This window comes from Pseudonocardia sp. GCM10023141 (assembly GCF_042653605.1).
The window spans coordinates 23187-35987 of the sequence record NZ_JBHSIR010000032.1 but is presented as its reverse complement, the minus strand read 5'-3'; the positions used below and the strand labels follow the sequence as shown (position 1 = coordinate 35987).

Here is a 12801-nt window from a genome sequence, read left to right as displayed (position 1 = left end):
CACCGTAACCACGTTCTCGACGGGGTCCGGGTTCCGAGGGTCGCCCCCAGGGCGACGTCAGGGTCGTCCCCGATCCGCCGGTGTCGCATCTGCGGTGTAGTGATCCCGGAAGAAGGGGGCAACCATGATCGAGGCAACGGGCCTCACGAAGCGGTACGGGTCGACGCTCGCGGTCGACAACCTGACGTTCACCGTCCGGCCGGGCACCGTCACCGGGTTCCTCGGCCCCAACGGGGCCGGCAAGTCCACCACGATGCGGATGGTGCTGGGCCTGGATCGCCCGACGGCAGGGGAGGTCCGGATCGGGGGCAGGCGCTACCAGGAACTGACGCACCCGCTGCGCACGGTCGGTGCGCTGCTGGACGCGAAGTGGGTGCACCCGAACCGGTCGGCGCGCTCGCACCTGCGCTGGATGGCGGCCTCCAACGAGCTGCCCGTGGCGCGGGTCGACGAGGTGCTCGAGACGGTCGGGCTCACCGCGGTGGCGAACAAGCGCGCCGGGGGGTTCTCGCTGGGCATGTCGCAGCGGCTCGGGATCGCGGGGGCGATGCTGGGCGACCCCGAGGTGCTGCTGTTCGACGAGCCGGTCAACGGGCTCGACCCGGAGGGCATCCAGTGGATCCGCCGGTTCATGCAGAACCTGGCTGCGGAGGGTCGCACCGTCCTCGTGTCGAGCCACCTGCTCTCGGAGATGGCGCTCACGGCCACCGACCTGGTCGTGATCGGCCGGGGCCGGTTGATCACCCAGGGCCCCACGTCGGAGTTCGTCAACGGGGCGAGCGGGGCCACGGTGCAGGTCCGCAGCCCACAGCTGGCCGAGCTGGCAGCGGCGCTGCGTGGGGCCGGGCTCGCGGTCGTCGACGTGCCGGGCGAGGCGGCGCTGCACGTCGCCGACACGACAACGGCCGTCGTCGGTGACATCGCCGCGGCCAACAGCCTCGCCCTGCACGAGCTGGCGTTGCGCGGCGGCTCGCTGGAGGAGGCCTTCATGGAGATCACGAAGCAGGACGTCGAGTTCGTGACGGGAGCGGTGGCATGAGCCTCGTCGCAGCAGAACGGATCAAGCTCTTCTCGACGCGCTCGCCGTGGTGGTGCAGCGCGCTGGCGGTGGCGCTGGTCGTCGGCGCCATCGGGCTGGTCGCCGCGGTCGCCCCGGCGGACATGGGGCCGTTGCCGGCGCAGATGATCGTGCAGTTCGTGCAGTTCGGCATGGTGGTCGTGATGGTGATGGCCGCCGTGTCGGTCACCACCGAGTACCGCTTCGCCACGATCCGCACCACGTTCCAGGCGGTGCCGAACCGCACCGCCGCGCTGCTGGCCAAGACCGGCGTCGTCGTGCTCGTCGTCACCGGGGTGGGCCTGCTCGCGGGCCTCGGTTCGTGGGCCGCGCTGCTGCTCCTGCGGCCGGACCCGGCGCTCGCGCTCACCACCGACGCCCAGATCCGCGCCGTCTTCGGGCCGGCGCTCGTGTTCGGGGTGGCGGCCGTGCTCGCCGTCGCCGTCGGCATCCTGCTCCGGCAGACGGCCGGTGCGGTGGCGCTGCTGCTGGTCTGGGCGCTGCTGCTGGAGAACATCGTCGCGGTCATCCCGAACGTCGGCGAGCAGATCCACCAGTGGTTGCCGTTCGCCAACGCGTCCAACTTCCTGGGCGGCGGTCTCGTCGAGATGCCGCTGAGCCCCTGGGGTTCGCTCGCCTACATGGCGGCGCTGGCCGCCGCCCTGCTGGGCGTGGGGATCGTTGTGGCCAACCGCCGCGACGCCTGACGGCTGCCGGGCCCGTCCGGCATCGCGGATCAGCCCACGCGGCCAACCGCCGCGATGAAACCGATGTTGCCCGATCCGGTGGCGTCGTGGACGTTGCCGACCGTGGGGATGCCGGAGCCGAGCATGCGGCGGCCTCAGGGATCTCGGGATCGACCTCGGGGAGCGCCGCCGGATCCGGCGCGGTCACCGGAGGATCCCGACGCCGGCGACGAACCCGACGTGCTCGGGACCGGCCGCGCCGTCGGGCCGCCACCGGCTCGCGTCCACGAGGCCCGGCTCCACCAGTTCGGTGCCGTGGAGCAGCTCCGCGATCCGGCTGACGGGCCGCGGCAGGATCGGGTTCGCCGTCTGCTGGTAGACCCCGGTGGCCGCCGACGCCGTGGACGGGTCGAAGTCGGCGGTGACGTGCGACAGCACGTGGACGCTGCCCGGCACGAGCCGGCTGCGGTAGTCGACGACGAGCCTGCTGAGCTCGTCCTCGTCGTGCAGGAAGTGCAGCACGGCCACGGTCAGCAGCGCGACCGGCCGGGAGAGGTCGAGATGGTCGCGCACCCCGGGCGCGGCGAACACCGACTCCGGATCGCGCATGTCGGCGGCGGTGATCGTGCTGAGCGGGTCGTCCGCCAGCATCGCGGCACTCGACGTGACCGTCACGAGCTCGTTGTCGACGTAGGACACCCGCGCGGTCGGGTCGGTCGCCTGCGCGACCTCGTGGACGTTGCCGACGGTGGGGATGCCGGAGCCGAGGTCGAGGAACTGGTCGATGCCCTGGGACTGGCAGTACCGCACCGCGCGCCCGAGGAAGCTGCGGTTGGCCCGAACCGCCTCACGGATCCAGGGCATCGCCTCGCGCGCCCGGTCACCCGCTGCGCGGTCGGCGGCGAAGTTGTGCGAGCCGCCGAGGTGGTAGTCGTACATGCGTGCCGCGTTGGGCGTGTCGGGGTCGACGGCCGGCAACTTCGCAAGGTCGGTCACGATCGGTCCCCATGACCGCAGAACCGGGGAGAACCGCACACTTCGCTCATAGCTGCTGATGTTGCCTGCTCGCCCGCGGTAGGTCCACCGCTTGCAGCGCCACCGTCAACGCGATCATCCCGGCTGGCTCCGCGAGGAGCACTCCGCGATCATGGCCGGGGTCGCCCCCGCTGCCCTGAGCGCGGTGGGGGCGCAGGCGTAGGCTCGGTCGGGTCAACCCCTCCCGGGGCACGTCGTCCCGGGCAGGGGTCTGTCCGCGTGCGCTTGAGAGGTGTCCGTCATCGTGGCCGAGCTGTCCGGTCTGCTCCGTTCCGTCCTCTCCGATCCCGATATCGCTGCCGTGGTCGACGCCGTCCGTGACGCCCGCGCGGGCGAGGTGCCGAGCGTGCGCGTCGAGGGCCCGGCCGCGCTGCGCCCGTTCCTCGCCGCCGCGTTCGGCTCGTTGCCCGGCGCCGACTCCTCCGTGCTCGCGATCACCGCAACCGACCGGGAGGCGGAGGATCTGGCCGCCGCGGCCGCCGATCTGCTCGGCCCGGCCGCGGTGGCGGTGCTGCCCAGCTGGGAGACCCTGCCCCACGAGCGGCTCTCGCCCCGCCCGGACACCGTGGGGCGGCGGCTGTCGATCTTCCGCAGGCTCGGCACGCCCGGTGACGTCCCGCGGGTCGTCGTCGCGGCCGCGCGCAGCCTGATCCAGCCGATCGCGCCCGGGCTGGGCAAGCTCGACCCCGTCGAGCTGCGGGTCGGCACCGTCCACGACTTCGACGGGCTGCTGGAGCGGCTCGTCGAGCTGGCCTACACCCGCGTCGAGATGGTCACCGCCCGCGGCGAGTTCGCCGTGCGCGGCGGCATCGTCGACATCTTCGCGCCCACCGCGGAGCACCCCGTCCGCGTCGAGTTCTGGGGCGACGAGGTCAGCGAGCTGCGGTCGTTCTCCGTGGCCGACCAGCGCTCCGTCGGCCCCGTCGACGAGCTGATCGCGCCGGGCTGCCGGGAGCTGCTGCTCACCGAGCCCGTCCGGTCCCGCGCCGCCGCGCTCGCCCGCGAGCACGAGAACAACGCGCCGCTGCGCGAGCTGCTGGAGCACCTCGCGGAGGGCATCCCGGCCGAGGGCATGGAGTCGCTCGTGCCGGTGCTCGTCGGCGCCGAGCTGGAGCTGCTCACCGACCTGCTACCCGCGGGCGCCACCGTGCTGCTGGCCGACCCGGAGCGCATCCGCAAGCGCGCCGCCGATCTCGTCCGCACGGGCCAGGAGTTCCTCGAGGCGTCGTGGTTCGCCGCTGCGGCGAGCCGGGAGGGCGACACGGGAGCCGGGGCGCACGGGCCGATCGACGTCGGCGCGTCCGCGTACCGCGGGCTCGGTGAGGTGCTCGAGCACGCCGCGTCCACCGGCCACCGCGTCGTGACGCTCAGCCCGTTGATCAGCGGCGACGACGAGGCGCTCGCGCCCGCGGTGCACGAGGTGGAGTCCTACCGCGGCGACACCGACCGCGCGCTCACGGATCTGCGGGCGCACGTCGCCACCGGGGGCGCCGCGGTGCTCGTCGTCGGCGGCCAGGGCACGGCCAAGCGGTCGCTGGAGCAGCTGGGTGAGGCCGAGGTGCCCGCCGCGCTGGTCGACGCGCTCACCGCGGTGCCGCAGCCGGGGCTCGTCACCGTCACCTGCGGGCGGCTCACCGAGGGCTTCACCGCCACGAGCAGCGCGCTGGTGGTGCTGAGCGAGGCCGATCTGACGGGCAACCGCGCGAACCTCACCGAGACGCGCAAGCTCGCCACCCGCCGCCGCAACGCCGTCGACCTGGTCACGCTCAAGCCGGGTGATCACGTCGTGCACTCCCAGCACGGCATCGGCAAGTTCGTCGAGATGCGCGAGCGCACCGTCAGCGGCGCCACCCGCGAGTACCTGGTGCTCGAGTACGCGTCGTCCAAGCGCGGGCAACCGGCCGACCGGCTGTTCGTGCCCACCGACGCGCTCGACGAGATCAGCCGCTACGTCGGCGGCGAGGTGCCCACGCTCAACAAGCTCGGCGGCGGCGACTGGGCCAAGACCAAGGGCAAGGCGCGCAAGGCCGTGCGGCAGATCGCGGCGCAGCTCGTGCAGCTCTACGCGGCGCGCCAGTCGGCGCCCGGGCACGCGTTCGCCAAGGACACGCCGTGGCAGCGCGAGATGGAGGACGCGTTCCCCTACACCGAGACGCCGGATCAGCTCTCGGCGATCGACGAGGTCAAGGCCGACATGGAGCGCCCCGTCCCGATGGACCGCGTGATCTCCGGCGACGTCGGCTTCGGCAAGACCGAGATCGCCGTGCGGGCCGCGTTCAAGGCGGTGCAGGACGGCAAGCAGGTGGTGGTGCTGGTGCCCACCACGCTGCTGGCCACCCAGCACCTCGACACGTTCACCGAGCGCATGCGCGCGTTCCCGGTCACGGTGCGCGGGCTGTCGCGGTTCACCGACAACGCCGAGGCCCGCAAGACCATCGAGGGGCTCGCCGACGGCACCGTCGACGTCGTCGTCGGCACCCACCGGCTGCTGCAGAACAGCGTGCGGTGGAAGGACCTCGGCCTGGTGATCGTCGACGAGGAGCAGCGCTTCGGGGTGGAGCACAAGGAGCACATCACGGCGTTGCGCACCCACGTCGACGTGCTCACGCTCTCCGCCACCCCGATCCCGCGCACGCTCGAGATGAGCCTGGCCGGCATCCGGGAGATGTCCACGATCACCACACCTCCCGAGGACCGCCACCCCACGCTCACCTACGTCGGTGCCTACTCCGACAAGCAGGTGGCCGCGTCGATCCGGCGCGAGCTGCTGCGCGACGGGCAGGTGTTCTACGTCCACAACCGGGTCTCGACGATCGACCGCGCCGCCAAGCTGATCCGCGACCTCGTGCCGGAGGCCCGCATCGCCGTCGCGCACGGGCAGATGAACGAGGACGTGCTCGAGCGCACCGTCAACGGGTTCTGGCACAACGAGTTCGACGTGCTGGTCTGCACCACGATCGTCGAGAACGGGCTCGACATCTCCAACGCCAACACGTTGATCGTGGAGCGCTCCGACACCCTCGGACTCTCGCAGCTGCACCAGCTCCGCGGCCGCGTCGGTCGAGGTCGCGAGCGCGGCTACGCCTACTTCCTGTTCCCGCCGGAGCACCCGCTCACCGAGACCGCGCACGACCGCCTCGCCACGATCGCGCAGCACTCCGAGCTCGGTGCGGGTGCGGCCGTCGCGATGAAGGACCTGGAGATCCGCGGCGCCGGCAACATCCTGGGCGCCGAGCAGAGCGGCCACATCGCCGGCGTCGGGTTCGACCTCTACATCCGGCTCGTCGGCGAGGCCGTCGCGGCGTTCCGCCAGCAGGCGGGCGCCGGGGAGGGCGAGGAGGTGGAGACGCTCGCCGAGGTGCGGGTGGACCTGCCGATCGACGCGCACGTGCCGCACGACTACATCACCGGCGAGCGGCTGCGGCTGGAGGTGTACCGCAAGATCGCCGAGGCCGGCGACGCCGCGGCGCTCGATGCGATCGTCGAGGAGCTGAACGACCGCTACGGCGAGCCGCCCACCCCGGTGCGCAACCTGCTGGCCGTCGCCGCGTTCCGCCAGAGCTGCCGGGAGCTCGGGGTCGCGGAGGTCGCCGTGACCGGCACCGGCATCCGGCTCGGTCCGCTGGAGCTGCCGGACTCGGCGCAGATGCGGCTCAAGCGGTTGCACCCCAAGTCCGTCTACCGCCCGGCGGCGCAGGCCGTGATCGTGCCGAAGCCGGTGGAGGGTGGCCGGATCGGTGGTGCGGAGCTGCGCGACACCGAGCTGCTCGATTGGTGCACGAAGCTCCTTCGCGACATCCTGACCCGCCCGCTGGTGCCCGCGGGCGCCCCCGCACGGTGAGCTCGGGCACGCGTGAGAGGGTGATCGGCGTGCGTACGCAGGTAGGGCGCGTCCTGGCCGCTGTTGTGGTCGTCGGCGCCGTGGTCAGCGGTTGTGGTTCCGTGCAGCCCGGGGCGGCGGTGATCGTCGGCCCGGATGCGGTGGCGGTGTCCACCGTGCAGTCACAGCTCGACGCGGTGCTCAAGCGCACCGACCTGATGTCTCAGGTCACCGCGCAGGGCGGCACCGCCGCCGATGTCGCCCGCGACGTCGTCACGCGCTCGGTGATGCACCAGCTGCTGCAGCGCCAGGCGGCGGCCACGGGTGTGGTCGTGAGCGACGCGGCCGTCGACGCCGCCATCGCGGCGCAGGGCGGTCTCGACAAGCTGCTGGCCACCAGCCTCACCGATGCCACCGGCCTGCGCGACCGCGTCCGCGACGACCTGACCGCCGCCGAGCTGGCCAAGCGGGCCGTCGGCGGCCTGTCGGTCACCGCCGACCTGATCGCGTCCACCTCCAAGGAGGACGCCCAGGCGAAGGCGAAGATCCTCGCGGCGGGCGGCCCGGCGGCCGACGCGCTGTTCAAGGCGGGGCCGCAGACCACGGCGAAGGGCATGGCGTACCAGGCGGCCACCAACCCCGGCGCCGCCTCCGCCGTGCTGTTCGGCACGCCCGTCGGCACCACGGTGTACTACCAGCCCAACCCGCAGCAGGCGAGCTGGATCGTCTTCAAGATCACCAACCGGCAGACCGACGGCCCCGTCGACCCGGCCGCCGTCGCCAAGATCAGCCAGGACGAGCTCGTCGCGATCGGCGAGCGGATGATGCAGCCGGTGGGCAAGCAGGCGGGCATCGACGTCAACCCGCGCTACGGCGTCTGGGACCCGATCCAGCTGCGCGTGGTCGCCGCCGACGGTACCGCGGGCGAGATCCTGCCCTCGGCAGCGGGCTGACGCAGCCGGATGTCGCGCACCGTCGTCGTACTGCCGCTGCGCTGGACCGGTGTGCTGCCGGCCGCCGCCGTCCCCGCGCTGCGGGCCGCCACCGCGCTCGTCGCCGATGCGACCGTGCCCGTCGAGGTGCTCACCGCGACGGGCGCGATCCGGCGCCCCGGCCCGATCGTCGACGGTGAGGTGCTGCTCACCAGCGATCCGCAGGCCGTCGAGGCCGACGTCGTGGTGGTGGCCGAGGCGCCCGCCGGTGCCGCGCTGCTCGACGCCGTGGCTGTCATGGACACGCTGCGCTCGCCGGGCGGCTGCCCGTGGGACGCGGAGCAGACGCCCGAGTCGCTGCTGCAGTACCTCGTCGAGGAGTGCTACGAGCTCTACCAGGCCATCGAGGACGGCGACCGCGTCGCGGTGCGGGAGGAGCTCGGCGACGTCCTGCTCCAGGTGCTGTTCCACGCGCGCATCGCCACCGAGCAGACCACCGACCGGTTCGGCATCGACGAGGTGGCCGGCGATCTGGTCACCAAGCTCGTCGGGCGCCACCCGCATGTCTTCGCCGGCACCGAGCGCATCGAGACCGCCGAACGGCAGGAGCACCGCTGGGAGGAGCTCAAGCGGGCGGAGAAGCAGCGCGAGTCCAGCGTCGACGGGGTGGCCACGAGCCAGCCCGCCGTGGCACTGGCCGCGAAGCTGACCAGCCGCACCGCGCGCGCCGGGCTGCCCGCCGACCACCTCCCCTCCGGGTCGGGGATCGGCGATCAGCTCTTCGCGCTCGCCGCCCGCGCCAAGCTCGGCGGCGTCGATCCCGAGGCCGAGCTGCGGCGCGTCGCCCTGCAGTTCGCCGTCGACGTCCGGGAAGCGGAGCGCGCCGCGGTGACCGCGGGCGCCGACCCCCACACCCTCGACGCGGCGGCGTGGAAGCAGTACTGGCCCCGCTGACCCACCGCCACCACCCCCCGTCGAGAACGACGTTGCCATGATCAACAAGGCCTTTTGATCATGACAACGTCGTTCTCGACGGCGCGGGTGGGCACGGAGGGTTACGGGGCCTTGCTGTAGCGGTCGGCTGCGGCCCACACCAGCTGGGCGTAGGCGGTGGAGCGGTTGTAGGTGAGCACGCCGTCCCACCAGCCCTTGCCGCTGCCCATGTCGCGGCCCCCGGCGCAGAGGTAGGCCGCGGCGCCACGCGCGGCGTCGTCGAACTGGTTGGGGTCGCGCACACCGTCGCCGTTGCCGTCGGCGCCGTAGCGGGCCCAGGTGGCGGGCAGGAACTGCATGGGGCCGACGGCCCGGTCGAGGCTCGCGTCGCCGTCGAGCGCGCCGCCGTCGGTGTCGGGGACGGGGCGGGTGCCGCTCGTGCCGTCCAGCGGCACCCCGACGACGGACGGCCGGACGCCACCGTCGGCGTCGACGCGGGAGCCGTCGATCCGCCCGTGCAGCGACTCGACGCGTCCGACTCCGGCGAGCGTGACCCAGGACAGCCGGCAGTTCGGCGTGCGGGCCCGCTGCGCGATCTCGGCTGCCGCGTAGGCCTGCAGTGCCCGCGCGCCGACGCCGGTGCGCTGCGCGGTGGTGGCCGCCCACGCCACGACGTCGAGGCCTGCCGGCAGCGCCTCGGGCTGGACGACGGGCGTGTTGCGCTCGACGTCGGCCCGCGTCAGCCCGTCGCCGTGCTGGGCCGGTGGGCCGCTGTCGATGCTGCGGACGAGCAGCGCCAACGCGCCGAAGCCGAGCACCACGACGGTGCCGAGCGCGACGATGACCAGCAGCAGCACCTTCGCGACGGAACGCCGGGGAGCCCGGGGAGGCCTCGGAACAGGCGGGGCTGTCGGGACGGGCACCCGGTCCACACTGCCAGAAACCGGACCGGAGGCGGTCAGGTCTCCAGCAGCGACTGGCCCCAGTACGCGCCGTCGCGCAGTCCCGGCGGGATGGCGAAGTGCGCGGAGCCGGTGTGCTGGACGTACTCCATCATCTTGTCGCCGCCCGCCAACGCCCGCTGCATCGGCACGAACTGCTTGTGCGGATCGCGCATGTACGCCAGGAAGAACAGCCCGGCGTTGAGGTGGCCCTGCCCGTCGGAGCCGTCGACGAAGTTGTAACCCCGCCGGAGGATCTTGGCGCCGTTGAGCGCCTGGGCCGACGCCAGCCGGATGTGGGCGTCCTTGGCGATCGCGGGCAGGCCGTCGGCGTCCTTGGCGGCGAAGTCGGCCTGGTCGAACTCGCCCGTGGCGCCGATGGCCGCGCCGACACCCTTGGACCGCCCGATGATGCCTTCCTGCTCGGTCAGCGACGTGCGGTCCCAGACCTCGATGTGCATCCGGATCCGGCGGGACACGAGGTAGCTGCCGCCCGCCAGCCAGGCCGGGCCGTCGCCGGGCTGCACCCACACCTGGTCGTCGAGGATCGACGTGTCCTCGGCCTTGACGTTGTTGGTGCCGTCCTTGAACCCGAACAGGTTGCGCGGCGTGGCCTGCGCCGTCGACGTCGACGAGGTGCGCCCGAACCCCAGCTGCGACCACCGCACGGCCGTGGTGCCGAACCCCATCCGCACGAGGTTGCGCACCGCGTGCACCGCGACCTGCGGGTCGTCGGAACAGGCCTGGATGCACAGGTCCCCACCCGACATCGCGGGATCCAGCTCGTCACCGGTGAACGCGGGGAGCGGCGCCAGCCCGGGCGGACGCTGTGCGCCCAGCCCGAACCGGTCGAACAGGCCCGGCCCCACCCCGAAGGTCAACGTGAGCGACGCCGCGGGAAGCCCGAGCGCCTCCCCGGTGTCGGTCGGTGGCGCGTACGGGTTGAGGTTGACGGCGCCGCCCGGCGCGGCCTCGGCTCCGGCGGTCATCCGCTCGGCCGCGGCCGTCCACTTCTGCAGCATCGCCCGCAGCTGCTCCCGGTCGTCGGTGATGACGTCGAGCGCGACGAAGTGCAGGCGGTCCTGCGCGGGGGTGATGATGCCAGCCTGACGGGTGCCGCGGAACGGCACGACGCCGTCGGGGGGCGGGGGTGCGCCGCGGGCCGAACCCGCGGCGTACCCGGCGGCGACCCCCGCCCCGGCCAACGCGACACCCGCTCCGGTCCAGCCCAGCAGCCGTCTGCGCGACATCCCGGTGGCGGTGGGCGGATCCCCGGCTGCCTGGACCGGGCTCGGTTGGGCCTGCTCCGGTGCCTGCGTCTCGTTGGCCGCGTCGCTCATGACGTCACGACACCCGCTACCTGGCTGACCGGCTCGGCAAGCGCATCGACGACCTCGGTCATCTTCTTCTTGTCGGCGTCGGTGAGGTCGGTGTAGAGCTTGAACCCGTCACCGACGCGGTAGCCCTCCAGCAGGGCGTCGACGGCGGCGAACGTCTTGTCGAGCGTCGGGCCGAGCTGCGGGTTCTTGGCGTCGATCACCGGTCGCAGCGACGCGACCGCGGCCTGCGAGCCCTCGACGTTGGCCTTGAAGTCCCACAGGTCGGTGTGCGAGTAGCGGTCCTCCTCGCCGGTGATCTTGCTGGTGGCGACCTCGTCGAGCAGCTCCTTGGCACCGTTGGCCAGCTGCGCGGGCGTCAGCTTCAACGCCGGGATGCGCGACTGCAGGTCCTTGACGTCGGTGACGAGCTGGTCGGCGATCGCGGGCGAGTCGGCCTTCAGCCCGTCGACCCAGAGGTCCTTCTCCAGGCGGTGGAAGCCGGTCCAGTTCACGCCGGGGTCGCGCTCGTCGTCCTCGCGACCGTCGAGCTTGGGGTCGATGTCACCGAAGGACTCGGCCACCGGCTCGATGCGCTCGTAGTAGGTGCGCGCGACCGGGAACACGGCCTTGGCCGCGGCGACGTCGCCCTTCTTGATGTCGTCGGCGAACTCCTGGGTCTTGGGCACCAACGCGTCGAGCTGGCTGCTGATGTAGCGGGTGTAGTTCGTCGTGGCGTCGGCGAGCTGGGCGTTGGTGTCGGTGGACTTCGCTGCCGTCCCGGTGATCGTGAACGGGGCCCGGATGCCGTCGCCGACCATGCCGGGCTTGCAGGCGGTGGTGTACGTGCCGCCGTCGGGCACCTCGACGATGAGCTGCCGGGTGAGGCCGGGGCCGATGTTCTCGACCTCGCCCATGATCCGGTCGCCGGTGGCGTAGAGGTAGAACTCGGTGACCTTCGAGCCGGCGTTGTTGATCGAGAAGGTGAGCTTGCCGGCCGCCGCGGTGGTGGCGGAGACCTCACAGGCCGTGTCGGCGGCCTTGACGGTGATCGGGCCGCCTGCGGCCGGGGCCCCCGGCGCGGCAGCGGGCGGGGCGGTGCTGGTGCAGCCGGCCATGGCGGCTGCTGCGACCGCGAGCGTCGCGGTCGCCATTCCGGTACGGGTCCTGCGGGACATCGTTCTCCTCGGGGGTCAGGACGCGGTGGTGGTGGTGGTGGCGGCTCCGGAGGACCGCGCGCTGCGTTGGGGAAGAAGGAACAGCGTCAGTACGACGGCCACGTAGACGACCCAGGCGACGGCTTGCAGCACGGTGGTCTGCGGGGAGAAGTTGAAGATCCCCTTCAGCAGGGTGCCGTACCAGGAGTCCGGTGGTATGGCATTGCTGACGTCGAAGGCGAGGGTGTTGAGGCCGGGGAGGATCGCGGCTTCCTGCAGGTCGTGCAGGCCATAGCCGAGGATGCCGGCGGCCACGAAGATCAGCAGCGCGCCGGTGATCGTGAAGAAGCGGCCCATGTTCAGCTGCACGGCACCCTTGTAGATGAGGTACGCGAGCACGATCGCCAGCGCGATGCCGATCAGGAAGCCGATGAGCGGCTGGCTGGTCTGGCCCGCGGCCTGGGCCGCTGCGAAGAAGAAGAACGCGGTTTCGAGGCCTTCCCGCCCGACGGCGAGTGCGGCCATGACGATCACCGCGGTGGAACCCATCTGGATGGCGTCCTCGAGCCGCCCCCGCAGCTCGGCCGAGATGGATCTGGCCGCCCGGCGCATCCAGAAGATCATCCAGGTGACGAAGCCCACGGCGATGATGGAGAGGCCGCCGCCGAATGCCTCCTGGGCCTCGAACGTCAACGCCTGCTCGGCGAGCGCGAGCGCGAGCGTGACGCCGATGCTGACCGCGACGGCGATGCCGACGCCGAGCCAGACCTTGGGCAGCACGGATCTGCGTCCCGTGCGGACCAGGAAGGCCACCAGGATGCTCACCACGAGTGCCGCTTCCAGGCCCTCGCGCAGTCCGATCAGTGCATTGCCGAGCACGGCCACTCCCAGCATCCATCGTGCTGCCGTTAGGCCAGCCTCATC

10 protein-coding genes are annotated in these 12801 nt (G+C 72.4%); 5 read left to right on the top strand and 5 right to left on the bottom strand.

All coding sequences use genetic code 11. The features are described 5' to 3' along the window. Positions 1-124 precede the first annotated feature (124 nt). Both ACFPFQ_RS19645 and ACFPFQ_RS19640 read left to right on the top strand, forming a co-directional pair. Complete coding sequence (locus tag ACFPFQ_RS19645; RefSeq protein ID WP_379620825.1) at positions 125-1039, top strand: ABC transporter ATP-binding protein; 915 nt, start codon at positions 125-127, stop codon at positions 1037-1039. Then, entirely contained in the window at positions 1036-1764 is a 729-nt protein-coding gene (locus tag ACFPFQ_RS19640) for a hypothetical protein (RefSeq protein ID WP_379620823.1), read from the top strand. The genes ACFPFQ_RS19645 and ACFPFQ_RS19640 overlap by 4 nt, the downstream gene beginning before the upstream one ends. Before the next feature lie 183 nt (positions 1765-1947). Here the strand turns inward: ACFPFQ_RS19640 and ACFPFQ_RS19635 are convergent, their stop codons facing one another. After that, complete coding sequence (locus ACFPFQ_RS19635; protein WP_379620821.1) at positions 1948-2739, bottom strand: SAM-dependent methyltransferase; 792 nt, start codon at positions 2737-2739, stop codon at positions 1948-1950. Positions 2740-3031: 292 nt separating this feature from the next. On the opposite strand from ACFPFQ_RS19635, the gene mfd reads away from it, so the two are divergent. Genes mfd through ACFPFQ_RS19620 form a run of 3 tightly spaced genes read left to right on the top strand, consistent with a single transcriptional unit; the run spans position 3032 to position 8484 of the window. Further along, positions 3032-6619 (top strand): transcription-repair coupling factor, encoded by a 3588-nt coding sequence (gene mfd, locus ACFPFQ_RS19630; RefSeq protein ID WP_379620912.1) that lies wholly within the window; start codon positions 3032-3034, stop codon positions 6617-6619. 29 nt (positions 6620-6648) lie between these two features. Beyond that, complete coding sequence (locus tag ACFPFQ_RS19625) at positions 6649-7551, top strand: SurA N-terminal domain-containing protein (RefSeq protein WP_379620819.1); 903 nt, start codon at positions 6649-6651, stop codon at positions 7549-7551. 9 nt (positions 7552-7560) lie between these two features. Continuing rightward, a complete protein-coding gene (locus tag ACFPFQ_RS19620) occupies positions 7561-8484 on the top strand; it encodes a MazG family protein (RefSeq protein ID WP_379620817.1) in 924 nt (307 codons plus the stop codon). 101 nt (positions 8485-8585) lie between these two features. Here the strand turns inward: ACFPFQ_RS19620 and ACFPFQ_RS19615 are convergent, their stop codons facing one another. From ACFPFQ_RS19615 to efeU, 4 genes are all read right to left on the bottom strand, one after another. Continuing rightward, the gene (locus tag ACFPFQ_RS19615; RefSeq protein WP_379620815.1) at positions 8586-9320 is read right to left on the bottom strand and encodes a lytic transglycosylase domain-containing protein; all 735 of its coding nucleotides are present in this window, start codon (positions 9318-9320) and stop codon (positions 8586-8588) included. A 101-nt stretch (positions 9321-9421) separates the two neighbouring features. Then, on the bottom strand, positions 9422-10654 hold the full coding sequence (efeB, locus tag ACFPFQ_RS19610; protein ID WP_379620910.1) for an iron uptake transporter deferrochelatase/peroxidase subunit: 1233 nt from the start codon (positions 10652-10654) through the stop codon (positions 9422-9424). A gap of 86 nt (positions 10655-10740) precedes the next feature. Continuing rightward, positions 10741-11898 carry an iron uptake system protein EfeO gene (efeO, locus tag ACFPFQ_RS19605; RefSeq protein WP_379620813.1) on the bottom strand — a complete coding sequence of 386 codons (1158 nt, stop codon included), beginning with the start codon at positions 11896-11898 and terminating at the stop codon, positions 10741-10743. A gap of 15 nt (positions 11899-11913) precedes the next feature. Next, on the bottom strand, positions 11914-12771 hold the full coding sequence (gene efeU, locus ACFPFQ_RS19600) for an iron uptake transporter permease EfeU (RefSeq protein WP_379620811.1): 858 nt from the start codon (positions 12769-12771) through the stop codon (positions 11914-11916). Positions 12772-12801: the final 30 nt, after the last annotated feature.